At 35.6% G+C, this 23,739-nt stretch carries 18 protein-coding genes; 5 read left to right on the top strand and 13 right to left on the bottom strand.

The features are described from left to right. Positions 1 to 2: 2 nt before the first annotated feature. Positions 3 to 1,175, top strand: coding sequence for a glutathionylspermidine synthase family protein (locus QWY88_RS00285; protein ID WP_369811206.1), 1,173 nt, complete (start codon positions 3 to 5; stop codon positions 1,173 to 1,175). Positions 1,176 to 1,209: 34 nt separating this feature from the next. Here QWY88_RS00285 and QWY88_RS00280 read toward each other — a convergent pair whose 3' ends face one another. From QWY88_RS00280 to QWY88_RS00240, 9 genes are all read right to left on the bottom strand, one after another. Continuing rightward, the gene (locus QWY88_RS00280) at positions 1,210 to 1,458 is read right to left on the bottom strand and encodes a ComEA family DNA-binding protein (RefSeq protein ID WP_304542844.1); all 249 of its coding nucleotides are present in this window, start codon (positions 1,456 to 1,458) and stop codon (positions 1,210 to 1,212) included. Between the two features lie 72 nt (positions 1,459 to 1,530). Next, positions 1,531 to 2,739, bottom strand: a complete 1,209-nt coding sequence (locus QWY88_RS00275) for a glucose-6-phosphate isomerase (RefSeq protein WP_304542842.1) — start codon at positions 2,737 to 2,739, stop codon at positions 1,531 to 1,533. Position 2,740: 1 nt separating this feature from the next. Next, positions 2,741 to 3,574, bottom strand: coding sequence for a UTP--glucose-1-phosphate uridylyltransferase GalU (gene galU, locus QWY88_RS00270; protein WP_304542840.1), 834 nt, complete (start codon positions 3,572 to 3,574; stop codon positions 2,741 to 2,743). Positions 3,575 to 3,591: 17 nt separating this feature from the next. Further along, complete coding sequence (locus QWY88_RS00265; RefSeq protein ID WP_304542838.1) at positions 3,592 to 5,694, bottom strand: STT3 domain-containing protein; 2,103 nt, start codon at positions 5,692 to 5,694, stop codon at positions 3,592 to 3,594. Then, positions 5,669 to 6,490, bottom strand: a complete 822-nt coding sequence (locus QWY88_RS00260) for a glycosyltransferase family 2 protein (RefSeq protein ID WP_304542836.1) — start codon at positions 6,488 to 6,490, stop codon at positions 5,669 to 5,671. Before QWY88_RS00260 ends, QWY88_RS00265 begins: the two co-directional genes overlap by 26 nt. Then, entirely contained in the window at positions 6,491 to 7,525 is a 1,035-nt protein-coding gene (gene mqnE, locus QWY88_RS00255) for an aminofutalosine synthase MqnE (RefSeq protein WP_304542834.1), read from the bottom strand. It abuts the gene before it with no gap. Positions 7,526 to 7,666: 141 nt separating this feature from the next. After that, complete coding sequence (gene lsrK, locus QWY88_RS00250; protein WP_304542832.1) at positions 7,667 to 9,232, bottom strand: autoinducer-2 kinase; 1,566 nt, start codon at positions 9,230 to 9,232, stop codon at positions 7,667 to 7,669. Then, the gene (locus QWY88_RS00245; protein ID WP_304542830.1) at positions 9,232 to 10,395 is read right to left on the bottom strand and encodes a class II aldolase/adducin family protein; all 1,164 of its coding nucleotides are present in this window, start codon (positions 10,393 to 10,395) and stop codon (positions 9,232 to 9,234) included. The genes lsrK and QWY88_RS00245 overlap by 1 nt, the downstream gene beginning before the upstream one ends. A gap of 3 nt (positions 10,396 to 10,398) precedes the next feature. Further along, positions 10,399 to 10,686, bottom strand: a complete 288-nt coding sequence (locus tag QWY88_RS00240; protein WP_304542828.1) for a putative quinol monooxygenase — start codon at positions 10,684 to 10,686, stop codon at positions 10,399 to 10,401. 55 nt (positions 10,687 to 10,741) lie between these two features. On the opposite strand from QWY88_RS00240, the gene QWY88_RS00235 reads away from it, so the two are divergent. The 3 genes from QWY88_RS00235 to QWY88_RS00225 are packed head-to-tail and all read left to right on the top strand — an operon-like array spanning position 10,742 to position 16,936. Then, the gene (locus QWY88_RS00235) at positions 10,742 to 13,255 is read left to right on the top strand and encodes a [protein-PII] uridylyltransferase family protein (RefSeq protein ID WP_304542826.1); all 2,514 of its coding nucleotides are present in this window, start codon (positions 10,742 to 10,744) and stop codon (positions 13,253 to 13,255) included. A 19-nt stretch (positions 13,256 to 13,274) separates the two neighbouring features. Beyond that, positions 13,275 to 15,089, top strand: coding sequence for a glutamine--fructose-6-phosphate transaminase (isomerizing) (gene glmS / locus QWY88_RS00230; RefSeq protein ID WP_304542824.1), 1,815 nt, complete (start codon positions 13,275 to 13,277; stop codon positions 15,087 to 15,089). Positions 15,090 to 15,133: 44 nt separating this feature from the next. Beyond that, a complete protein-coding gene (locus tag QWY88_RS00225) occupies positions 15,134 to 16,936 on the top strand; it encodes a GGDEF domain-containing protein (protein WP_304542822.1) in 1,803 nt (600 codons plus the stop codon). A 154-nt stretch (positions 16,937 to 17,090) separates the two neighbouring features. Here the strand turns inward: QWY88_RS00225 and QWY88_RS00220 are convergent, their stop codons facing one another. The 4 genes from QWY88_RS00220 to thiC all read right to left on the bottom strand — a co-directional run bounded on the left by QWY88_RS00220 (position 17,091) and on the right by thiC (position 22,458). Beyond that, positions 17,091 to 18,284 carry a hypothetical protein gene (locus tag QWY88_RS00220; protein WP_304542821.1) on the bottom strand — a complete coding sequence of 398 codons (1,194 nt, stop codon included), beginning with the start codon at positions 18,282 to 18,284 and terminating at the stop codon, positions 17,091 to 17,093. Positions 18,285 to 18,298: 14 nt separating this feature from the next. Continuing rightward, positions 18,299 to 19,636: a c-type cytochrome gene (locus QWY88_RS00215; protein WP_304542819.1), complete on the bottom strand. Its 1,338-nt coding sequence runs from the start codon at positions 19,634 to 19,636 to the stop codon at positions 18,299 to 18,301. A 242-nt stretch (positions 19,637 to 19,878) separates the two neighbouring features. Continuing rightward, a complete protein-coding gene (locus QWY88_RS00210) occupies positions 19,879 to 21,054 on the bottom strand; it encodes an Mrp/NBP35 family ATP-binding protein (protein ID WP_304542817.1) in 1,176 nt (391 codons plus the stop codon). A gap of 27 nt (positions 21,055 to 21,081) precedes the next feature. Next, positions 21,082 to 22,458 (bottom strand): phosphomethylpyrimidine synthase ThiC, encoded by a 1,377-nt coding sequence (gene thiC / locus QWY88_RS00205; protein ID WP_304542815.1) that lies wholly within the window; start codon positions 22,456 to 22,458, stop codon positions 21,082 to 21,084. 161 nt (positions 22,459 to 22,619) lie between these two features. On the opposite strand from thiC, the gene QWY88_RS00200 reads away from it, so the two are divergent. Next, complete coding sequence (locus QWY88_RS00200; RefSeq protein WP_304542813.1) at positions 22,620 to 23,738, top strand: bifunctional 2-C-methyl-D-erythritol 4-phosphate cytidylyltransferase/2-C-methyl-D-erythritol 2,4-cyclodiphosphate synthase; 1,119 nt, start codon at positions 22,620 to 22,622, stop codon at positions 23,736 to 23,738. The last annotated feature ends 1 nt before the right edge of the window (position 23,739 follow it).

Raw genomic sequence — 23,739 nt, 5'->3', positions numbered from 1 at the left:
TGATACAACTCCAAGATGTTACTCCGCTGAGTAATGAAGAACTAGAAGAAATAGGCTTTTCCTGGCATACAGATACTGACGGTTCAAAATATGTTAGTGATAAACTTGTTGAAATTTCCCATAAAGATGCAGAGAATTATTATACGGCTGTTAATGAGCTCTACGATATGTTTGTAGAGGCTGCCGAGTATGTGATCGAAAATGATCTTTTTTTCGAACTTGGTATTCCATTTAATTTAGTAGATGCGATTAAAAAATCTTGGGAAAATGATGTCCACTGGCATATCTACGGTAGATTTGATCTCGCAGGCGGTATTGACGGTAAACCTATTAAGCTTATTGAATTTAATGCAGATACTCCAACTGCACTATTTGAAACTGCCCTTCTGCAATGGGCACTTTTAAAACAAAACAACCTTGATGAGGCTCAACAGTTTAACAATGTGTATGAAGCTATTAGTGAGAACTTTAAACGTCTGATTACACTTTTTGATGAGACTGAGAAATTTGAAGAGTTTTATGACGGATGGAAGATCCTATTTTCATCAATCGAAGGAAATGATGAAGAGGAAGCGACAACAAAGCTTTTACAGCAAATCGCAACCGATGCAGGCTTTGTAACCTCTTTTGAATATCTTCAAAACGTAAAGTTTGATGAGAGCGGTATCTATGATGCAGACGAGAACAAATATGAGTACTGGTTTAAACTTTATCCGTGGGAAGATATAGCTATAGATGAGCCAGAACTAGCTACTACGCTTACATCTATTATGGTAAATCAAGAGGCAATCATATTAAATCCTGCATATACCCTTATCTTTCAATCAAAAGGAATAATGAAGATACTATGCGATCTCTTTCCTGATTCACCGTATCTTCTTAAAACCTCTTTTGAGCCTTTAGATGTTAAACAGGTAGAGAAACCTGTCTTTGGACGTGAAGGTGCGAATACGAGAGTTTTAGATGGAAATGAAGAGGTTATTACACAAACAGAAGGACCTTATGGAAACTATAAAAAAGTTTACCAGGAATATGTTGAGTTTGCTAAAGATTCTCAAGGAGACAAATACCAAGCCGGAGTATTTTTTGCCTATGAAGCGTGTGGACTCAGCTTCAGAAAAGGTGGTGAGATACTTGACAATATGTCAAAATTTGTCGGACATATCATCAAATAATGACCTTTATCCAGAGAAACTCTCTGGATAATATTTACTTTTTACAAGCACCTACTGAGATGTTGTCCTTGTTTTTTTCTATAAACTTTTTACCAAGACCTTTCACTTTTTCAAGTTCAGCAATGTTAGTAAAACAATGCGCCTCTCTATAAGTGATAATAGAATCAGCTTTTTTTGCACCGACCCCTTTTAACTGCATCAATTGAGACTTATCTGCATTGTTAATATCAACAGACGAAAATAAAAAACTAAACCCTATTAGTAAACTAAGTAAAACCTTCATTTTATTCCTTTTTGTTAAAATCAGGTTTATTATAACTTAATTTACGAAATTTAACAAAAATAATTTATTTTGTTAAATATTTTTTATCAATTTTTCTTTCAAGATCTTTTTACCGCTCTCAACACCCGGTTGATTATAGGCATCGATGTACATAAATTTTGCACATAAAGATGTTAATAGTTCATATTCATACATTAATGCTGCAATGGCACTCTCACACATCCCGTCTATCGTTATAACATCACAAGGGATATCATTGACATTGTTTATAGACTCTATAGTTGCATCTGCTTGTTTATTGATAAGATTTGAGAACTCCAAGTTGTCAATGTAATCTAACTCTTCTAAACCTTCAAGCTTCACGGCAGGAATTTTAAGATGGTTATAGAAATTTTCCACCTTGATTACCGTTACGGTTTTATCACGTTTCCCTTCAATAATAAGCTGTAAAAACGAGTGTTGATCGATAGGTCCGATAATTCCGATAGGTGTTAAACCTTGTCTCGTAGAGTTTATATCAACTTTTCCAAGCGATTCACCCCAGAGCTGAATGTACCACTTGTTAAACCCTTCAAGTCTTGATGAATAAGAGAAAACTACATTTACGTTAAAACTGTTTTTATACTCAACTAAAAATCTCGCTTTATTGATCAAACGCTTATAGAAGTTTCTTTTATTAAAAAATGATTGGTGCACCATTTGTGCACCTTTTAAAAGATCGTCTATATTGATACCCACGATCGCTAAAGGTAAAAGTCCGACAGCAGAAAAAACAGAAAATCTTCCGCCTACATTTTTAGGGATTTCAAAACTTTTCATTCCGTTTGCATCGGCATAGGTTTTTAGTTTTGAATCATGTTCAGTTACTACGACACAATTATTTTTATCAATACTTACAAGGGAATGGATATATTTGAAGATAGATATAGTCTCTATTGTTGTACCCGACTTAGATATTACAATAAAAAGAGTATCGTTGAGATCAACATTTTCCAGTTTTGACTCTATATCAATAGGATCCGTAGTTTCTAAAAAATAGAGTTTTTTACTGAGTTCTTTAGAGTGTTTGAGGTATTTATAGATCGCATAAGTACCGAGTGTACTCCCCCCGATTCCAATCACTACAATATTTTTTTGTTTTACAGTTTTAGCATACTCTTTATATATAGTAGGATCTTGTAAAGGAAGATTATAATAACCTATAAGCTCTTGTTCATCTAAAATCTTATTAAAGATCTCTTCGTCTGATATTGTAGGATTAAAATTGTGTCTGTAATGCATTTTAAAGTTCTTCTTTCTCTTTATTATAAAAGTAGTTAGTAGCTTCTACGAAACCTTCTACACTTCCACAGTCGAATCTCTTTCCTTTAAATCTATATGCGATAACCATCCCTTTTTTTGCTTGTTCGCAAAGAGCGTCTGTTATCTGTATCTCACCGTTTTTTCCGGGCTTTGTATGTTGAATCATCTCAAAAATATCCGGTGTTAAAATATATCGCCCTATTACCGCTTGATTTGAAGGTGCTTTATCGTTATCCGGTTTTTCAATCATATTTGAAACCATGAATACACCGTCCTCAATCTCGTTACCCTCTATTACACCGTACTTATGTACCTCTTCATTTGGTACCTCCATAGTAGCGACTATACAACATTTATATTTATTGTAAAGATCAACCATCTGTTTGAGTACTCCGTCACCGTCAGGATTTACACAAAGGTCATCTGCAAGTATTACTGCAAAAGGATTTTGGAAACCTACTAATACGTTTCCTTTATAAATTGCATCTCCCAAACCTTTCATCTCATTTTGACGAGTATATGTAAATGTACAGTTTTTAATAATATTACGTATACCATCTAACATTTTTTCTTTAGATGAACCCTGTATCTGATGTTCTAACTCATAAGAGATATCAAAATGATCTGTAATGGCACGTTTACCGCGTCCCGTAATAATTGCCATAACATCACATCCGGCTTCCATCGCTTCTTCTACACCATACTGAATGAGCGGTTTAGTTAGAATCGGTAACATCTCTTTTGGCATTGCTTTTGTTGCCGGTAAAAACCTTGTACCGTATCCTGCTGCCGGGAATAAACATTTTCTTATCATTTTTCGTCCTTTATCATTTAAATTTTTAGCTTAAATACTTTCGCACCTACAGTGTTAATCACCATCTCATATAGTTCTTTATCATAGTTTTCTAAGACAAACAGTTGTATATATGTAGAGTTATATGTTGCTTCATCTACAACTAAAAATATATTGTAAGAAGCAAGATAAATCAAGCTTATATCGGATGTAAAATTCACAAGTTGTGACTCTACATGCACCTTATTATCTTGACCATATACAGTTTTTACAAATCTTCTAATCGGTACAGTTTTCTTCCCAAGTGTCAGTGTTAAGTCACTTTTGTTTAAAGAAACATTACCTCCAAGTAAAAGTTTCTCTCCTGTATCTTTAAAATTTCTGCTTTGGAAGAAAAGAGGCTGCTTCCCTTGCACACCGTTCATTAAATTGATATTTGAAAAATATGTCACTGTCGGATAAATATTAAGCATTCTAAACGGTAAATAGAGATAAATATCTGTTGTTTTCTTTGGTAACTTGATATCTTTGGTAAGCTCATTTAAAAAAAGATTTGTATTATTAAATCCATAATCTTTCGTAATCTCTTCAATATTTGAAAAATGGGTCTGATTTTTATCCCCGAGGAGTTTTTTCTCCGTATACTCCACATCTAAACGAGCCATCTTAGCAGCTGCATCTTGAGGATGCGTTAAAATAAAACTTACAGGGAAGTTTACACTACCGCTGTGTTTTCCACCGTCTATTAATGTTTGTGTATCTGCATAATAACGGATAGGATATCCATAATCCCACCATGCTATAGTGTAGTCATTTGGATTTGCAATACTCTTTAGTTGCTCGAGTACCTTCACTTCTTCTGCATTAAAAACAGTCGGAACTTTATAATCATCTATATGCTTATAGTTTGGAAGTAAGATAAGTAAAGTAAATGTAATCATTGAGAGATATTTTAACTTTTGTGTAGGCATTTTTTGAGCAAGTTCCGTAATCAAGAATGCAACTCCAAATGCTAAAACAGGAACTGCATAAACAGTAAATCTAAGTCCCCCTACATATGCTAAAAAGCCAAGTCCCACTAACGGTAATGAAAGCAGCATAATTCTATGTTTAAAGAGTAGATATCCATACCCTAATAATGAAATTATAAAGACAATAACATTACCGCTTATACGGTTTGCAAACATTTCAAAAGGGATTTGTCCCGCTTCACGAATTGTCTGCATTACGGTAAAGAAATGAAGGTGTAAACCTTGTTCAGCTACACTTACACTATCTTTAAATACATACCCTTTAAGTTGTATCCATATAGGATTAAATCCACCTGTAACAAAAAATGTTGCTATAGCAGCACCTAAGATGTAATATACATATTTATCAAACTTTTCTTGAGTAAAAATATAAAACGATACTACTACCAAAGTAAGTCTTGTGTAACCATCAAGTCCCATCATAGCAAACATCATAATTGCAAGCAGTTTATAGTTAAAGATATTTTTACGGTCAAAGATAAGTGTACATGCAAGGATTAAACCGAAAAATGCAAACTCTAGAGAATAACTTTGCGGATACCACCATCTATATACCAAGATATCTAAAGCTGTTAAAAGAAGATAGATATTTTGATCCGTTTTTACCGCCCAGATAATTGACCATAATAAAAACATAGGAAGTACGATATTGAGCATATCCGTATCGTAATAGCCTGCCATTGTACGGTTATAGTAGCTCCATGCAATTGAAGCCAACAATGCAGCAATTAGCCCCATCTCCAAGTTTTTAAGCAATCTTGCTATTAAAATAATAGGGATAACAATTAAAGAAGAGAGAAAAGCGGGCATATAAAAAATAACAGTTTCAAAAGAAAATGGCAGTATTTTTACAAAAAATGCCGTTAAAACTGCGGGTGCTTCTGCTACAGGAGTTTGGTCTACATCTCTATAAATTCCGCCAAGTATATCTCTTGCACCTTCAGCCCATAAATACCCGTCATTTGTGTTGATCATAAACTGTCCGTTAAAATGAAACGGTTCATATCCATTAAACTGATTTACCCAAATAAATCTCATAGCAATTGAGAATATATACGCTAAAACAATATAAAATATCGTTAATTTAGTCTCTTTTGATAAAGTTTGCAATCTTATCCCTATATATTGAAATGTCATGTATTTTATCATATTTGATTGCACCCTTTAGTAACAATTCATACTTTTTTAAAAGTTCCTCTTTAATTTTTGAGGTTTTTTCTTGTGAGGTTGTTATTTTCAATAGTTTTTCTAAAGAAACTACACGAAATCTATCCATTCCCCAATGTTTAAAGCTTAACTGATCTTCATGTCCTGCATATTTTTTTATCAGTTTTTCATTTAATAGTTTAATTTCATATCGTATCATTATGCGAAGCCAGAGATCATAATCCTCACATACTTCTAAAGACTCATCAAATCTACCGACATTGTCAAAAACTGTTTTATGTATCAAGGCTGAAGATGGAGCAATATTACAATAAGAGAGGTTTTCTGTAAAAATATCTTTTCCTATTTTTTGAAATTTTTTTGGAATATTGATCTCTTGAGAATCTCGTATCCATATCTCATCCGTATAGCTCATTAATATCCCTGCATTTTGTTTATGAAAACCAACTTGTTTTTGTAGTTTTTCTTTTTCAAAAACATCATCGGAATCTAAAAATGCGATCCAGTTACAACTTGAATGTTTAATCCCTATATTTCTAGCAGATGAAACACCTTTATTCTCTTGATAGATATATTTTATTTGTGGAAAGTCTGTTTGTATTTGGAAAGTTTCATCAATTGAGCCATCATCAACAACAATGATCTCTTTTGGCTGGTATGTTTGTGCAAGGACGGAAGTTATCGCCCTTTTTAAAAAGCGGTAACGGTTATAAGTTGGAATAACGACCGTTATATCCAACTACCAAACCTTAATCTCGTTATAGATACTGTCTCTCTCAACCGGTGTAAAACCGCTGTCTTTTATCAGTCCTACGAAATCATCAAGCTCAATCCCGTTTGCACTCTTAGCACCCGCAGCAGAGTTAATAGACTCTTTTTGGATAGTACCGTCAAGGTCATTTGCACCAAACTCTTGTGCTACTAGTGCCAGATTTACCGTTGAAGTTACCCAGTACGCTTTTAAGTTCGGTACATTATCTAATACTAAACGAGAAATTGCCATAGTACGAAGTACCTCATCGGCAGTGATTGGATGTTCAATTTTTAGATAATTATTTTCAGTCTGATACACAAGAGGGATAAAGCAGTTAAAGCCACCCGTTTGATCTTGAAGTTTGCGGATACGCATCATATGATCAATTCTATGTTCACGGTTTTCTACATGACCGAATAACATAGTAACATTTGATTTTTTCCCGCGTTCATGCCATTTTTTATGGATCTCTATCCACTGGTCAGACGTTACTTTCCCTTTACAGATGTAATCGCGTACTTTTTCATCAAAGATCTCAGCACCGCCGCCCGGCATAGAATCTACTCCCGCTTCAACCATCATATCAAGAATCTCATCATATGTTTTGCCGTAATGGCGAGCAAGGAAATCAACCTCAGCAGCAGTCAGTGCTTTTACATGAAGTTGCGGATATTTATCTTTGATCTTTCTAAAAATATCAAGATACCACTCTATTCCCGTATCCGGATTATGCGCTGAAACAATGTGCACCTCTTTCACACCGTCTTCTACAATCTTATCCACAATCTCCATAATCTCTTCGTGTGTCATTGTATAAGGATTTGGATTTTTTCTATTTGCTGCATACGCACAAAACTTACATACATCTGCACATATATTTGTCGGATTTATATGGCGGTTAATATTGAAGTATGTTTTATTGCCGTGAAGTTCTTTACGCTTTTTATCTGCCATCTCACCGAGTACGAAAAGGTCTTCATCGTAAAGTTTTAGTGCTGTATCGAAATCTATTCTATCCATCTTTTCCTCTGTATCTTTTTACTTTTCTATAGGGTTTAATAACATTTTCCCGTTCTTTTTAGATTATTTCGTGAGGCTCAGAGCGAAGCGAGGATTCGTCCTCTAAGAAATAATATAAAAAGAACCCTCCAGCAGTTTTTTTTAAACCCCAGGAGCCTTCCACATTGAAGTCGTGATATTATCATCAACTAGCTTTAATTGTACTTCATAAGCACTTTGCCATTTTTCTTTTAGTTCATCATAAACTTTTTTGTTTTCCAAGTTTGGTGTAAAAGTTTTATCCCACTCTACCAATTTTTGCGAAGCTTCCACCAAAGAGTCATAAACTCCGGCTCCCACACCCGCTGCCATCGCCGCACCAAGTGCCGTTGCTTCCGTTACTTTTGGAATTTTCACTGTATAACCCGTAACATCTGAAAGTATCTGTGACCAAAGGGTACCCTTGCTGGCCCCGCCTGCAAATACTATCTCATTAAACTCTACACCGCTAAACTTTTTAATGTTTTCTAGATTAATACTTGAAACAATTGCCGCATTTTCTTCTAAAGATCGAAACATTGAGTACTTGTTTGACTTCTCACTCTCAAGTGAAAGGTTTAAAAAACTCGGAGATGCATGGTACCATTTCCCATACTTCATACTATCCGAAAAAATCGGTAAAATCCCATACGAGCCGGCAGGAATCTGCATAGCTTTCTCTTCCATGAACGCATACACATCTTTTCCACTCTTATCAGCTTCCAACTTCTCCAGATCACAAAAAGCATCCCGAAACCATCTCATAATAAGCCCTGAGAAAAACGTAATTCCCTCTGCTTGCGAGAGCCCTTGAACTACATGGGGATTGACACGTAATCCCATATCTTTAGGCGGTTTTGTCAATGAACTAATGTTCACTACCTGCTGCCAAAAACTCCCGCCCAGAACTGCTACATCACCCTCTTTCACTACGCCAAGTCCCGCTGAGCCAAGCTGCACATCACCGCCACCCATTACCACTTTAGTAGATGGATCGAGTCGAGTCTGTTTTGAAGCTTCCGGTGTTACATTCCCCACTACTTCACCAACTTCTAATACAGGAGGAAAGATTGTATCTTTTAGACCAATTTCACTCGCCATACCTGCATTCCAAGTGCGATTTTGTAAACTAAAAATTCCCGTAGTGCCACCGTTACTCGGATCAGATGCGATCACACCTGAGAGTTTTGCTAAAATCCAATCTCCGATCATAGAGATAGATGCAACTTTTTCATAGAGATCTGCTCTATTGTTTTTCAGCCACAATAGACGCGGCAAAGCACCAAGAGCAAAAGTTTGCCCACTTTCTTGGTAAAACTTCTCCTCTAAGCCTGAAAAATTCTCTTTAAGATACTCTACCTCTTTTGAGGCACGTGCATCCACATTTGCCACACCCCAAAGCTCATTTCCCTCTTTATCATATAGGACTATCCCCTCACGCATACTTGTAGCACTAAGGGCTAATATATCTTTTGGATCAATAGATGAACAAGTGATCACATCTGAAATACACTCACACGTAAGCTGCCAGTTTGTTCTGAAATCAAAACTCATAGAGTTGGGTACACCCTCTTCTTCAAGGTGTGTCCACTCTTGTTGTGATACTGCGATCTGATTCCCTAAAGTATCAAAAAGTACCGCACGGATACTTCCCGTTCCGGCATCTATTGCGAGTAAATATTTATCCATTATTTTTTTAGTTTCGCCTGTTCTAATTCCCAGTATTCCATAGCAAAACTATCTTTTTCGCTAATACTTACATAACCGCCTAATTTATCAGCTTGCAATACGGCTTTCATAGTATGTTCAACTATATCGTTAACAATATCAGCCTCTTTTTTCGTCGCTCCAAAAGAGATTACAGCTAAGTTTTTAATAATCATATAATTAGGGGCAGGATTAATCATCATCTCACCATCTTCATAGCGCATATAGTACTCTTCATACTCTTTAATATAGTTCTCAATTCCAGCTTCAAGATTTGTATCTTCCATCACAAGAGGTGCTCGTTTTGTACGAATGATATGCTCTGGTGTTAATACTCCGCGAGATGCAAACTCTTTTAAGTTTGGTTGTGAAGCATAAAAAGATGCTAAAGGTGATTGGTTGATATTGAGATGAACTTCATACCCTTTGTACTTTGAAAACACTTTTGTAATCTTTGCAATGTCACAACCACTGTGCTCGTAGCTTCTTTGAATCTCAAGTTGAGCATTTTCTTCTAAAAACTCTTCCGCTTTTGTTACCGCTTCGATCATTTTATCGTACGATTTTTTGGCATCATTATCAAAAGTAAAGATTCCGTGATTATGTAAGATAATCCCTTCGATTGAGTCCCAGTTAATATCTTTTGTCATCTCATAAATTTTATGTGCCAATTCAAATCCAGGCATCACATAATCAACGATTAAAAAGTTTGGATATAACTTTTCAATATGCTCTTTCCCTTTTACTGAGTTAGAGATAGTCACAACAGCATCAGCATGTGTATGGTCAACAAACTTGTAAGGGATTAGTGCATGTAAAATAGCTTCTACAGATGGATTTGGTGCATCTTGATTTGTCATTGCAGCACGTTGTAATCTCACCATATCACTATCACTTAAAGTTTCAAGCTTTGCCATATCTAAAAGTGCATCCATATTAACCGGAGAGAAACCTTCTCGTTCAATATCAACAAGATTCCAACCACTTCCTTTTACATATAGGAGGTTATCGACTTTGACAGAAGTGTTACCACCACCATGTAATACCAGTTCATCATTTTTACCCAAAAGGTTTGATGTATAAACTCTAAAATCTAGTTCATCTTTACACTCTGAAGCGTTTTTATCATTCCATAAATTTTTCATATCCTACCCTAATACCTCTAATTCATCTGTATACTTTTCTTCACAATACGGTTCATACGATGATTTATACACAGCATAATGTGCAGAGGCTCTGTGCCCGTCAAGTGCTGCTTCATCTGCCCATGTTTCTATCGCCATAAATTTTCTTCTATTATTTTCATATTGTACGATCTCGTAAAAAACACAACCTTTTTCAGCTTTACTAGGTACTACCATTGCTGAAAGAAGCTCTTTCATTTTCTCTTCACACCCTTCTTTTGCTATAAAAGTCACTCTTTTTGTAATTGCCATCTTTTTGTCCAATTTTTTAGATGATTATAGCAAAATTTGGTATATAATTAAAACCATGGATATATTATTGCAAATTGAAAACATCATAGAAAACAATGGTTCAGACTTCGAACTTTCAAAACTTTTTAAACAGTATATAAAAGAATATAAAGACTCTTTAGACCAGCTTTTTGAAAAAAACCAAGGAAAAGACTTTCTCGTACGACATACAAAAAAGCTCGACTCTATCATTGAGTTAATGTATAAAACCGTACTTAGACGTACATTTGGGAACTATCTCCCTATGAGAAGCTCTATACCTATAGCAGTTGTTGCACTTGGAAGTTACGGGCGGGAACAACTATGTGTCCACAGTGATATAGACCTTTTGATCGTTTATGAAGATGTACACGGATACAATACCGAACTCATTATAGAAAAACTTTTTTATTTGGCACTCGATGCAGGACTGAAACTGGGACATCGCGTTCATGAAGTACAAGATCTTTTTAAAGCTTCTAATGAAGATATTACAATTAGAACATCTTTAATGGAATCTCGCTTCATCTGCGGTTCCTCTTTTACTTGGCATGCAACTACACGTGAACTGCATAAGATGAGACTCTATCAGCAAAAAGAGTTTATTTTAAACAAGATCGAAGAAGCCCAAGGGAGAAGAAAAAGGTTCTCAATCTCAATGGAACCGAATATCAAAGAGGGTGTCGGCGGACTTCGTGATGCTCAACTGATCTATTGGATAGCGAAAACTATTTACGGAATCGAATCTATCAAAGAGCTAAGCGGGGAATTGTTTACCGATGAAGAGTATAGAGAGTATCGAATCGCTATAGAACTGCTCTTCCGTGTTCGAAGTGCCCTGCATCTTATAACGGGGAAACAAGAAGACACCCTTAGACTTGAACATATTCCTCAGGTTACAAAACTTTTAGGATTTTCAAATCAAAAAAAGCTTTCAAGTAAAGTGCTTGAAGCTGGATGGCGTGTCAATAACTTTACCCAAATCTTTGTAAAAAAAATGGTGCGTAGTTTTATTTACGATAAACATAATATTTCAGAGTTCCGCAAATGTAGAATTCAAAAAGGGATCTATAAACGAGATGACAGACTTTTTGCATCTTATAATCTAAAACCGAGACCTATCAATGAGCTTTTAGAACTTCTGATTAACCTTGAAGATCAAGATTATAAGTTTGATGCCGGTTTTTTAAATCAGTTTACATATACGACAATTTCCCACCCACTCAAACAAAAAACATATACTCTGATTAAAAAGCTTTTGAAAAAAGAACACATCTATTCATTTTTAAAACTTTTTTATGACGCAGGGATACTCCATGAGCTGTTTCCTAACTTTAAAAAAGTACTTCATCTGCCACAGTTTGACGGATATCACCATTTTCCGGTAGATCTGCACTCTGTAAAATGTATAGAAGCGCTTGAAAACATTAAAGAACCTTTTATCAAAAGTTTATATGATTCAATGGATGAAAAAGAGAAGTTTTTACTTAAAATAGTTGTTTTCTTACACGATAGCGGAAAAGGGAGAAAACAAGATCACAGTGAAGTGGGAGCAAAACTCGTAGCTCAGTTTGCAAAAAAAATGCAACTTGACGGAGAAGATACGTCACGCGCTATCACACTTGTAAAGCACCATATACTTATGAGTTCTGTTGCATTTAAAGACAACATTCACAATGAAAAAACACTTTATAAATTCATGTCGAATGTCGGAGATGAAAAAAATCTCAAACTCCTTTACGTACTTACTTATGCGGATATCAACGGAGTTGACGGAGTTGGCGGAAAAACATATACAGTCTTTAGTGCAAAACTCCTTTACGAACTCTACACAAGTGCTTTAGAGGTTGCGCAAAATAAAGAGCGTATAACAGATGCCAAAAAACGTGTCATTATTGAAAAAAAGGTAAAAAACCTTGAAGAGTTTAAAACGCTTCCAAGAGTGTTGCAAAATAAAATTTTATCTGTTGTTTCCAACCTCTTTTTCTTTAAAAATACACCGCAAAATATTCTAAAAATTGCACAACAGGCACAAGAGACAAAAGATTATAGTTACAATATCCAAAATGAGAACTCTTTAACAATCGAGATCTTTAGAAGAATTCCTCTCAATGTTGGTTATTTACTCTCAACACTCTCACATCTTGATGTTGCATCAATGGAAATTTTTACTCTCTTTGATAATGTAAAATATTTTAAAATAGATTTTACACAAAATGTTGATCCGAGTATTCTTGAAGATATTAAGATTATGGTTGAAGATGCTTTTGATATGTCTAAAGAGGTTAAACTTCGTAACATTGAGATTAAAAAAAGTGATATTACTATCGATTGTGAGCATTCATTAACACATGCTGAGATCAATATACAAACGAAAAATCAGATTGGACTGCTTGCATATGTGATGCATAAATTCGAGCAGCTAAATATTAATATCGTCAGTGCAAAAATTCATTCGAGTAAATTTAAAGTCAGAGACAGTTTCTTAATGGAAAAACAAAATAATATATGCAATAATGCTGATGAAATTTACAAATTTTTAACAAAATAAGTTTTTTAGGGTTGTACATATGTGTGGAATAGTCGGTTATATAGGAAAAAATAATACAAAAGAGATTTTATTAGACGGTTTAAAAGAACTTGAATACAGAGGATATGACTCAGCGGGAATTGCAGTTTTAAGCGATGGTGAATTTAACAATTTCAAAGCTGTAGGGAAGTTAGTCAATCTTGAAGAAAAAACAAAAGATTTTAAAACAGAACATTTTGCAGTGGGTATCGGACATACAAGATGGGCTACGCACGGAAAACCGACAGAGCTAAATGCACACCCCCATTTGGGTGAATGTTCTTACGTAGTTCATAACGGTATTATTGAAAATTATGCAGAACTAAAAAAAGAGTTGGAAAGTGATGGTGTAAAGTTTTTAAGCCAGACAGATACGGAAGTGATCGTACACCAATTTGAAAAAAACCTAAAAACTGCTACATCTGAATTTGAGGCGTTTGAACAAACAATTTCTCAGCTTCAAGGTGCGTATGCTATCTTACTTGTTACAAAATCAAAAGAAGATACTATATTTTTTGCAAAGTTAGGTTCACCTATGCTTGTGGGAAGAAATAAAGAGAACGAAAAATATTTTGCATCATCAGATACTCCACTAATCGGTCATTGTGAGGATGTCAACTATTTTGATGACGGAGATTATGGCTACGTTACACCAAATGAGATCAAAATTTTCAATAAAAATAAACAAGAAAAACAACCTCATTTTACAAAACTCTCAACTAATAAACTCTCGGCACAAAAAGACGGATTTAGATTTTTTATGGAAAAAGAGATCTATGAACAAAGTAATGTTATTACAGATACTTTACTTGGAAGACTCGGAACTGATGATGTAATATTTGAAGAACTTGACCCAGAACTCTTTAATGGGATTAATGAGATCAAACTGTGTGCCTGTGGAACAAGTTACCACGCAGCACTCTCGGCTTCATATCTGTTTGAACGTTATGCAAGAGTGAAAACATCTGTTGAAATTGCAAGTGAATTTAGATATCGTGAACCGATCATGACAGAAGATACACTGTTTGTCGCTATCTCTCAAAGCGGTGAAACTGCCGATACATTAGAAACATTAAAAATGGCAAAAAATGCCGGTTTAAAAACTCTTACTATATGTAATGTAGACAACTCTTCTATGGTAAGACTTTCAGATGCAACGATTTTAACGCGTGCAGGTGTTGAAAAAGGGGTTGCATCAACAAAAGCATTTGCTACACAGGTAACTATTTTTTGGATGTTATCACTTCATCTGGCAAACCTCAGAGGTACGTTAGATAAAACAGAGATCGCAAAACAGATTGAACTTATCCGTCAGGTTCCGGCTTCAGTAAAAGTACGCGATGAGATCCATGAAAAGATTAAAAGACTCTCGAAAAGATATCTACACGGTCATGGATTTTTCTTTATAGGAAGAGATATCTTCTATCCGTTAGCACTAGAAGGTGCTTTAAAGCTCAAAGAGATCTCATATCTTCATGCAGAAGGTTATCCAAGCGGAGAGATGAAACATGGACCTATTGCACTTGCCGATCCGGAACTTTTTACAATTGCTTTACTCCCTGAACATATGCTATATGAGAAATCAAAAAGCAATGTTGAAGAGCTCAGCGCACGAGATTCAACAATTTGTGCTATCAGTCCGTTACAATTTGAAAAGGCAGACGACTTTATTGCAACAAAAAAGCACGAATCTTACATGTTAGAGTTTTTTGAGATGATGGTTGTGGTACAATTGTTGTCATTAGAGGTTTCTATAAGATTAGGTAATGATGTTGACATGCCAAGGAACCTAGCAAAAAGCGTTACAGTGGAGTAGAATATATGGGGACAAAGTTTAAGTTATTATTTATAGTCACAATCATGTTGCTAGCATTAGCTATTGCTACAATAGTAAATGTATCTCTAAATTTTAGAGAATACAGTATTAAAGGTGCTACTGAAAAAGCAACTATGACGGCTGCTATAGTAAAAGACGGTTTAACTGCACATATGGTAAACGATATGATGGATAAACGTCAATACTTCTTAGACCAGATCTCCAACAATCATAGTGAAGTAAAATCTTTATGGATTGTACGTTCACCACTTGTAACTAAACAATACGGTCAAGGTTTTTCAAGTGAAACACTTCGTGACGAAATAGATAAAGAGACGCTGCAAAGCGGTAAAATAGTGCAAACTATTCAAGAGGGAACAGATTCAATTATTTTAAGAGTCTCAGTTCCTTATATTGCAACAACATCTCAACCAAACTGTTTACAGTGTCATAATGTACAAAGAGGTGAAACGCTCGGTGCGATCAGTATGGAGTTTGACATTACAAATATGCGTAATGCCGGAATGGTTACTATCTTAAAAATTCTTGCGATCAACCTTGGATTTATCGTAATCGTATTATTTTTACTTAACCATTATGTATCTCCGTATATGAAACTTTTCTCAAGTATGCAAGAGGGTATTACAAAAGCATACAGCGGTGACTTTACACATACATTTTTTACTAATGTAAAAGGTGACGCAAGAAACATTGCAGAACAACTCAATACTCTTTTTAGCAAGATGCAAGAGACATTTGGAAATATCAAATACAACCTCTCTACCTTTATCCCTCAAGGGTGTGTCGCTTCAAAAGATCCTCTGCAGGAAGCAAAATCTATTATAGGTGAACTCTCGGATATCTATAAATTTAAAAAGACTATTGAACTAGACCTCGATAAAGAGACTGTTTACAAAAGATTTATTGATGCGCTTGAGTATAAATTTGATATTCATGAGTTTGCATTCTACCAAGTCAATCAATCTACTCATGAGAGAAAACTGATCTATTCATCTACAGATAAAGCAATGTGTAGCGATCATGTAAATCACAATGCAAGCTTATGCCGTGCTTTTAGAACACAATCAGATGTAATCTCTACAGAGTATATTGATCTGTGTCAAGCATGTCATAAACAAGACGGTTTTTATGTTTGTATCCCTTTTAGTATCAATGATGACTATAGTATAGTACTTAACATAGCAGCAAAAAATGAGAGTGAAGTTAGTCAGATTAATGCGAAAACACCTAGTATAAAGAACTATCTAGAAGCTGCGAAACCTGTAATTGAGAGTAGAATTCTTACAGCAAAACTGCGTGATACATCTTTAAGAGACGGGATGACAGGTTTATACAATAGAAGATTTTTAGAAGAGTTTATCGATCAAGTTATCTCTCAAGCAAATCGTAAAGATGAAACATACACAGTATTAATGCTTGATGTCGACTTCTTTAAAATGGTAAATGACACCTATGGACACGATCTGGGTGATAAAGTTATTGTAGAGCTTGCAAACGTTCTCAAAAAAAGTATACGCGAAGCTGATCTGGCAATACGTTACGGTGGAGAAGAGTTCTTAATACTACTTCACAATGCAACAGCTGAAGGTGCTTTAAATGTTGCTGCAAAAATCCACCAGTCATTTGCTGCACTTACTTTTGATGTTGGAATGGGTGAAACGATGAAAAAGACTATTAGTATCGGTATTGCAAAATACCCTGATGATGCAGACAGCATTTGGAAAACAATCAAATTTGCAGATACTGCCTTGTACGAAGCAAAAAATACTGGTAGAAATAAAATAGTAGAGTTCCAAGCAGATATGTTTAAAGGGGAGGATTTCTAATCCCCTTTCCCATAAAAACAAGAGAATTATAGAGGGAAAAATTTCTCATTTCCCCTCTTAAAACATGTTATAATTGGAAGTTACATTTGCGTGTAATGTGTGTTTGTACCTCTCTTTCTATTGGCGTAGTAGAGAGGTACAAACCCTCCTGATCTTATAATGTATTGCTAAAAAGCGTAAACATACCCCATCCAAAATAAACCACCATCCAAACAACCATAATACTAATTGTATAGTTAGCTAATTTATTTACTGTTTTTTCTTTTGTCCCATCAAAAACGCCTTGTGTTTTACCAACTTTCCAAGCCATAGTTAAAATGTAAGCAACACCCACTCCACCCATAATTAAGAACGTAAGCAAGAACATTGTAATAGACGGTATCTCAAGATTTACAGTGTAATCGTAAATATTGTATCCCAGCTCTGCCATGATCTCATATCTAATCACTTCTCTTACAGTGGATATTAAGATAGCAACAATAACTAATACGCCTGTAGTAATATAGCTGTTTTTATTGTTAGCGATCATAAATAGTAATACTACTACACCCAAAACTGTAGCAATTACAACCGGATTTGTTAAATAATCGACTTGAAACATCCAAGCAACAAAAAGTATTGCACTGAGTACTAAACCGTATAAACCAATTTTTGTACCTAGATGTGCTGTATATGTTTTTAACTCATTAGAAAAATCATCCCTTGTACTAATAAACTTACTATAGTTTTGTAAAAATACGCCAACTACAGGGATACACAAACTTAACATAAATATTAGTCTAATAAAGTCTATATTTAGCGTTGTTCCACTTGTATCTACAACACCATTTGGAGCGTACATTTCCATCCACTCGTTTGGCATAATTGAGGTAACGGCAAAGTTATGCATTAAAATACCGGCAAAAACTAAAATAGCAAACGAAATAATACCGATAAGCTTGCCACTGCCCTCTTTTGCATGATTTGCATAATAATACCAATAGTACATAACGTATCCTGCAATTAAAGCATAAATAAATGTAAAAACCCACATACCTGACAATGTATTTGCAACATACCAGTTTGGATCATAAATAACCTGAGTAAAGAGTAATGGTGCTACACCTAGTACAATTAATAATGAGACACTAATCTTTCCTGTTTGTAATAAATGAGGAGTTAAAATTTTCCAGTTCGAATCACTTGTTTGTCTCGTTGTTCCATAAAGCGATAATCCCATCGATCCGAGTGAAAGAAAAACAAATGCGGCATGTAAAGCCCAAGTTAAAATATAAAGCCCTTGAAAAACTACTGGATAAAAAGGGATCCCTGCAGGGTCACGAAGAGCTAATAATGTTGATGCATCCATAAAAATCCTCCTTCTTAGTAGTGTTGTGATGCAAGATACTCTGCAATCGCATCGTATTCATGTTCTGGCAATTGAAGTTTCGGCATATAAGAGATTCCGCCTGCACCTATTGCATAAAGGATAGATTTTATTCCATCTTTATCCATACCGGTTAATCTATCTTTTAACGGTCTATATACCCCTGTTTTTTCTAATGAATGACAGTTTGAGCAGGATAGTTTTGCTAAAAGTTTTCCGGCTTCAAGTTTATTCTCAGCAGTGATCACTCTTAAGTTATCAGGAATAAAAGGATTTACTTGTAATAATCCTTTTTCAGCAATAACAGGTAACTCACTTTTGATCCCTTTTCCTGGAACATCACGGCTTACAATCTGGTTTGAGTACATATATTGACCTGCAACGTAAGGTTTTCTCATTGATTCACGTAATTTCTCACCTGGCCAAAGTCCTGCGATTAAAATTACTACAATCATTGTTGAAGCAAAAATAGGATTGATAAAGTTTGGTTTGGCAATAGCCAGTATAAAGTAGAGTGAAAAGACTATTGTAAGTATAATTCTACTTTGAAGAATACTCTCTTTTGAAACATTAAATACTGCATGAGCATTTTCCGGTAAAGTTCCCATATACCACATAAAAAAGAACATCGTAACAAAACCACCAAGTAAACTTACATAGCCCATTTTTTTAGTCAACTCGCGTGAAAGTTCTAAGTTCTCTTTTTTCATAGCACTTGCAATCACAAGACCAATAACACCAGACATCATAATCATAAAACCGATTCTTAAAAACATATGCGGGAATGTATTTATTCCAAAGAAACCGTCACTAGCACTTCCGCTTAAGTAAAATGCTTCATTACCAGGCCACATCATAAAACTGATAATACCGATGATTAAGGCAAGTGTTCCAACCGAAGCAAGTGCAAATGTATATGTCAGTTTTAGATGTGTACGTATATCTACTTTATTAATAAAATATACAACGGCAAAAACACCTATAACCTCATAAACAAAAAACACCCATTCTGTTGCCCATACCCATACGAAGTTATGTATAAGTGCACTAATTCCTCTTGGACTCGCGGCTGTTGCCGTATACCAAATCCCCGGCCCTGTGATAGAACCTATAACATATGAGAAGATAAGTAAAAACATCCCGTATTTTTTCATATACGGTAAATACTCTGTAGTATTTTCCTTGTACCCTTTATAAGCTAAAAAGGCAAATAACATTGCCGCACCGACAGAAGTATGTGACGCTAAAATGTGTATAGTACCTGTAATACCCATCATCCAAGCACTTCCATACTCCGGAAAATAAAACAATGGAAATTGTCCTATTGTATCCACAACTGCTCCTTAATATAAAATTAGGATAAAAGGAGGTCGTAGCAAGAAGTTGTTTTTGTTTGCGTGTACTGTATAACTACTTTTTTCTTTCTTTTTTTGGCGTAGTAGAAAAAAGTAATCCCTTTTACCCTGAAGCTGTTATTGTATATGTTATTTGTTACATTAATGTTAATTATAGTTTGTTAAATAAGATTTGTTTGTAAAAGAGAGGAAAAGTAAAAAGTGGAGAACGGGGTGTCACCTTAGTGACAACCACATCCTGTTCCGCAGCTTCCGCCGCTAGATTGTTGTGGGGCAGCTGACGAAGCTCCACCTGTTGAACATGCACTTACACCTGGAGGCGTAGTTGGTTGAACGGCAGCGTTATCAACACCACCTTTTGCATTGATATCTTCAATGAAAGCCCAGATAGACTCAGCAGCTTTCATATAACGTTTTGCACTTTCACTCTCAGGTGCTACAAAACTTACAGGTTTCCCTTCGTCACCACCAGTTCTAATAGCTGGTTCAATAGGGATCTCAGAGATGATTTCAGTATCGAACTCTTTTGCCATTGGCTCAGATGTACCTTTACCGAAAATATCGTATTCTACACCAGTATCCGGAGCGATGAATCCACTCATGTTTTCAATAACACCTGCAATAGGAATGTTCAGTTTTTTGAACATATCTAATGAACGGCGAGAATCATCTAAAGATACGCTTTGTGGAGTTGTAACTGTTAAACCGGCAGTTACAGGTACACTTTGCGCTAAAGTAAGCTGAGCGTCACCAGTTCCCGGTGGCATATCGATAACTAATACATCTAACTCTGACCATAAAATGTCACGTAAGAACTGCTCGATCGCTTTCATGATCATAGCACCACGCCAGATTAAAGATTGTCCCTCTTCCATAAGTGAACCCATAGACATCATCTCGATACCGTATGCTTTAATAGGAAGTACTTTATTTCCGTTCACTTCAGGTTTTACATCAGATACACCAAGCATACGAGGAACGTTTGGACCATAGATATCTGCATCTAAAAGACCAACTTTTTTACCCATCTTAGCAAGTGAAACAGCAACATTTACAGATGTTGTTGATTTCCCAACACCACCTTTACCAGAACTTACCATTAGGAAGTTTTTCACTTGTGGAGCGATGTTTTTACCACGAGAAGAAGATTCTCTCGGCATTACAGGTGCTTTAATGTTTACGTTTACATTTGCAGCTCCCGCTCTTTTTAACTCAGTAGTAGCTTCGTCAGTGATTTGCTGTGCTACTTCAGGAGCTGATGAAGTGATGTCAACAGTACAGCTAACATCAGTTCCGCTAATTACGATATCTTTTACAAATCCAAAAGTTACGATATCCTTAGTAAAACCCGGATACATAACTTTTGAAAGTGCTGATTTTACAATTTCTTCAGTCATAATAATTTTATTTCCTTTTCTAAAATTTTAGTGAGCTTCCGCTAACTTTGCTTCTTCAGCGATTTTTGCGATCGCTTCAGGATTATCCATAATATCTTGTGTAATTTTATATGAACAGAATTTCGGTCCACACATAGAACAGAATTCTGCTTCTTTAAATACATCTTGAGGAAGAGTCTCATCATGGTACTCACGAGCACGTTCACTATCAAGTGCTAATTCAAACTGTTTTTCCCAGTCGAATGTATAACGTGCATCACTCATCTCATCATCAACATCTCTCGCGCCTTTACGTCCACGAGCAATGTCAGCAGCGTGAGCTGCAATTTTATAAGCGATGATACCTTCACGAACATCATCAGCATTTGGAAGACCTAAGTGCTCTTTTGGCGTAACGTAACAAAGCATTGAAGCTCCATGCCATCCACCAACAGCTGCACCGATTGCAGAAGAGATATGATCATATCCCGCAGCGATATCAGTAACTAAAGGTCCAAGAATATAAAAAGGTGCCTCATGACAAAGCTCTCTTTGAATCTTCATATTACGCTCAATCTGATTCAACGGAACGTGACCAGGACCCTCGATCATAACTTGAACATTTTTCTCCCAAGCACGAAGTGTTAATTCACCTAGTACTTTTAGCTCACCAAGTTGTGCATCATCAGAAGCATCTGCTAAACAACCCGGACGAAGTGAATCACCTAATGATAAAGACACGTCATATTTTGCACAGATATCTAAGATATCGTCAAATGCCGTATAGAAAGGATTTTCTCTATGGTAATGCATCATCCAAGCAGCCATTAATGAACCACCGCGAGATACGATACCCATCTTACGCTTAGCAACTTTCGGCATAGTTTCAAGTAAGAAACCTGCATGAATAGTAAAGTAAGATACACCCTGCTTAGCTTGACGCTCTAATACTTCAAGCATAACTTCAATTGAAAGGTCTTCAATCTTATTATTTACATCGTGTAAAATTTGATAAATTGGTACCGTACCTATAGGTATCTTAGAGTTTTCGATAACCGCTTTTCTGATCTCATCAAGATCTCCGCCAGTTGAGAGGTCCATTGCCGTATCTGCTTTATAGTGCTGTGATACTTGAACTTTTTCTATCTCACCCTGAACATCTGATGCTATTGCAGATGAACCGATGTTTGCATTAATCTTACATTTAGCTGCAAGACCGATAGCCATCGGTTCTAGTGCAGTGTGATTCACATTAGCTGGGATAATAAGTCTTCCACGAGCTATCTCACTACGAACTAGTTCAGGAGACAAGTCTTCGATTTTTGCGACATATTCCATCTCTTGTGTAATGATGCCTTTTTTAGCGTAATACATCTGTGTTCTAACAGGATCGTTCTCACGCTCTTTTACCCATGAAGATCTCATAGCTTCTCCTAAAATATATATTATATAGTGGAAATATAGTCAAATAAAGTTAATTTAACCTAAAAAAAAATGTAAAAACCATCGAATAATCTTCTAGTTTAAGATTTAAAAAGTTTTTGATCTGTATAATTTCGTAACACTTTTAAACATCAGGAGACTTTTTGTCTAACTTGACACTTGTATTACTTGCTGCTGGAAACTCCACTAGATTTGAGATGGAGGTTAAAAAGCAATGGTTACGTATTGAAGATAAACCGTTATGGTACTATGTTGCGAAAAACTTTGAAAAGACACAAAAATTTTCAAAGATTATTATTGTTGCTTCAGATGATGATATCAATTTTATGAAAAACTATGCTTCATACCATTTTGTAACAGGTGGAACAACAAGACAACAATCGCTCAAAAATGCGTTATCTCATGTTCAGAGTGAATATGTTTTAGTAAGTGATATTGCCAGAGCATGTGTAAGCGAAGAACTTTTAAACAAAATTATAGATAATCATGCCGATGCCGACTGCGTTGTTCCTTACCTCAAAGCAACAGATACTATAGTGTATGATGATACTACTATAGATAGAGACAAAGTCAAACGTCTGCAGACACCGCAACTCTCAAAAACAGAAGTTTTACAAAGTGCTCTTGAAACAGACAAAGAGTTTACTGATGAAAGTAGTGCTATCGTTGCACATGGTGGTTCAAGAAAATTTATTTTAGGTGATGAACAAGCACATAAGATCACCTACATTGAAGATCTGAATAAGATACCGTGTCTAGATGCACCGTCAAATGATATTTTAAGTGGAAATGGATTTGATGTTCATGCTTTTGATACTAAAGGTGAAATGTGGCTTGGCGGAGTGAAGATTGACTCTGATTTTGGATTTAAGGCACATAGTGACGGAGATGTAGCGATACATTCCCTTATAGATGCCCTGCTCGGTGCTGCCGGAATGGGTGATATAGGTATGATGTTTCCTGATAATGACGATCAATACAAAGGGATAGACTCAAAAGAGTTACTCAAAAGAGTTGTCTCAAAAATAAATAACTTTGGCTATGTAATAGTCAATGTTGATCTCACTATTGCGGCACAAAAGCCACGCATAGGTTCGTACAAAGATAAGATGAGAGAAACTCTTTCATCTGTTATGCAGATTGAAAAATCTAAGATCAATATAAAAGCAACAACTACTGAAAAGCTCGGATTTATAGGAAGAGCTGAAGGTGTTGGTGTTTGGTCAAATGCAAATTTAAAATATTTTAATTGGAAGATATAAA

Origin of the sequence: Sulfurimonas sp. hsl 1-7, from assembly GCF_030577135.1 — a bacterium.
In the GTDB taxonomy this organism is placed as follows: domain Bacteria; phylum Campylobacterota; class Campylobacteria; order Campylobacterales; family Sulfurimonadaceae; genus Sulfurimonas; species Sulfurimonas microaerophilus.
Note: the sequence above shows the minus strand (reverse complement) of the source record. Positions and strands in the feature narration are given on the sequence as shown.

Bases quoted from the DNA above. Each gene is read 5' to 3' on its own strand.
- QWY88_RS00235 (WP_304542826.1), top strand. From the start codon at position 10,742: ATGGATATATTATTGCAAATTGAAAACATCATAGAAAACAATGGTTCA.
- QWY88_RS00220 (WP_304542821.1), bottom strand. From the start codon at position 18,284: ATGGATGCATCAACATTATTAGCTCTTCGTGACCCTGCAGGGATCCCT.
- galU (WP_304542840.1), bottom strand. From the start codon at position 3,574: ATGATAAGAAAATGTTTATTCCCGGCAGCAGGATACGGTACAAGGTTT.
- QWY88_RS00240 (WP_304542828.1), bottom strand. From the start codon at position 10,686: ATGGCAATTACAAAAAGAGTGACTTTTATAGCAAAAGAAGGGTGTGAA.
- glmS (WP_304542824.1), top strand. From the start codon at position 13,275: ATGTGTGGAATAGTCGGTTATATAGGAAAAAATAATACAAAAGAGATT.
- thiC (WP_304542815.1), bottom strand. From the start codon at position 22,458: ATGAGATCTTCATGGGTAAAAGAGCGTGAGAACGATCCTGTTAGAACA.
- QWY88_RS00225 (WP_304542822.1), top strand. From the start codon at position 15,134: ATGTTGCTAGCATTAGCTATTGCTACAATAGTAAATGTATCTCTAAAT.
- QWY88_RS00275 (WP_304542842.1), bottom strand. From the start codon at position 2,739: ATGCATTACAGACACAATTTTAATCCTACAATATCAGACGAAGAGATC.
- mqnE (WP_304542834.1), bottom strand. From the start codon at position 7,525: ATGGATAGAATAGATTTCGATACAGCACTAAAACTTTACGATGAAGAC.
- QWY88_RS00280 (WP_304542844.1), bottom strand. From the start codon at position 1,458: ATGAAGGTTTTACTTAGTTTACTAATAGGGTTTAGTTTTTTATTTTCG.
- QWY88_RS00210 (WP_304542817.1), bottom strand. From the start codon at position 21,054: ATGACTGAAGAAATTGTAAAATCAGCACTTTCAAAAGTTATGTATCCG.
- lsrK (WP_304542832.1), bottom strand. From the start codon at position 9,232: ATGGATAAATATTTACTCGCAATAGATGCCGGAACGGGAAGTATCCGT.
- QWY88_RS00245 (WP_304542830.1), bottom strand. From the start codon at position 10,395: ATGAAAAATTTATGGAATGATAAAAACGCTTCAGAGTGTAAAGATGAA.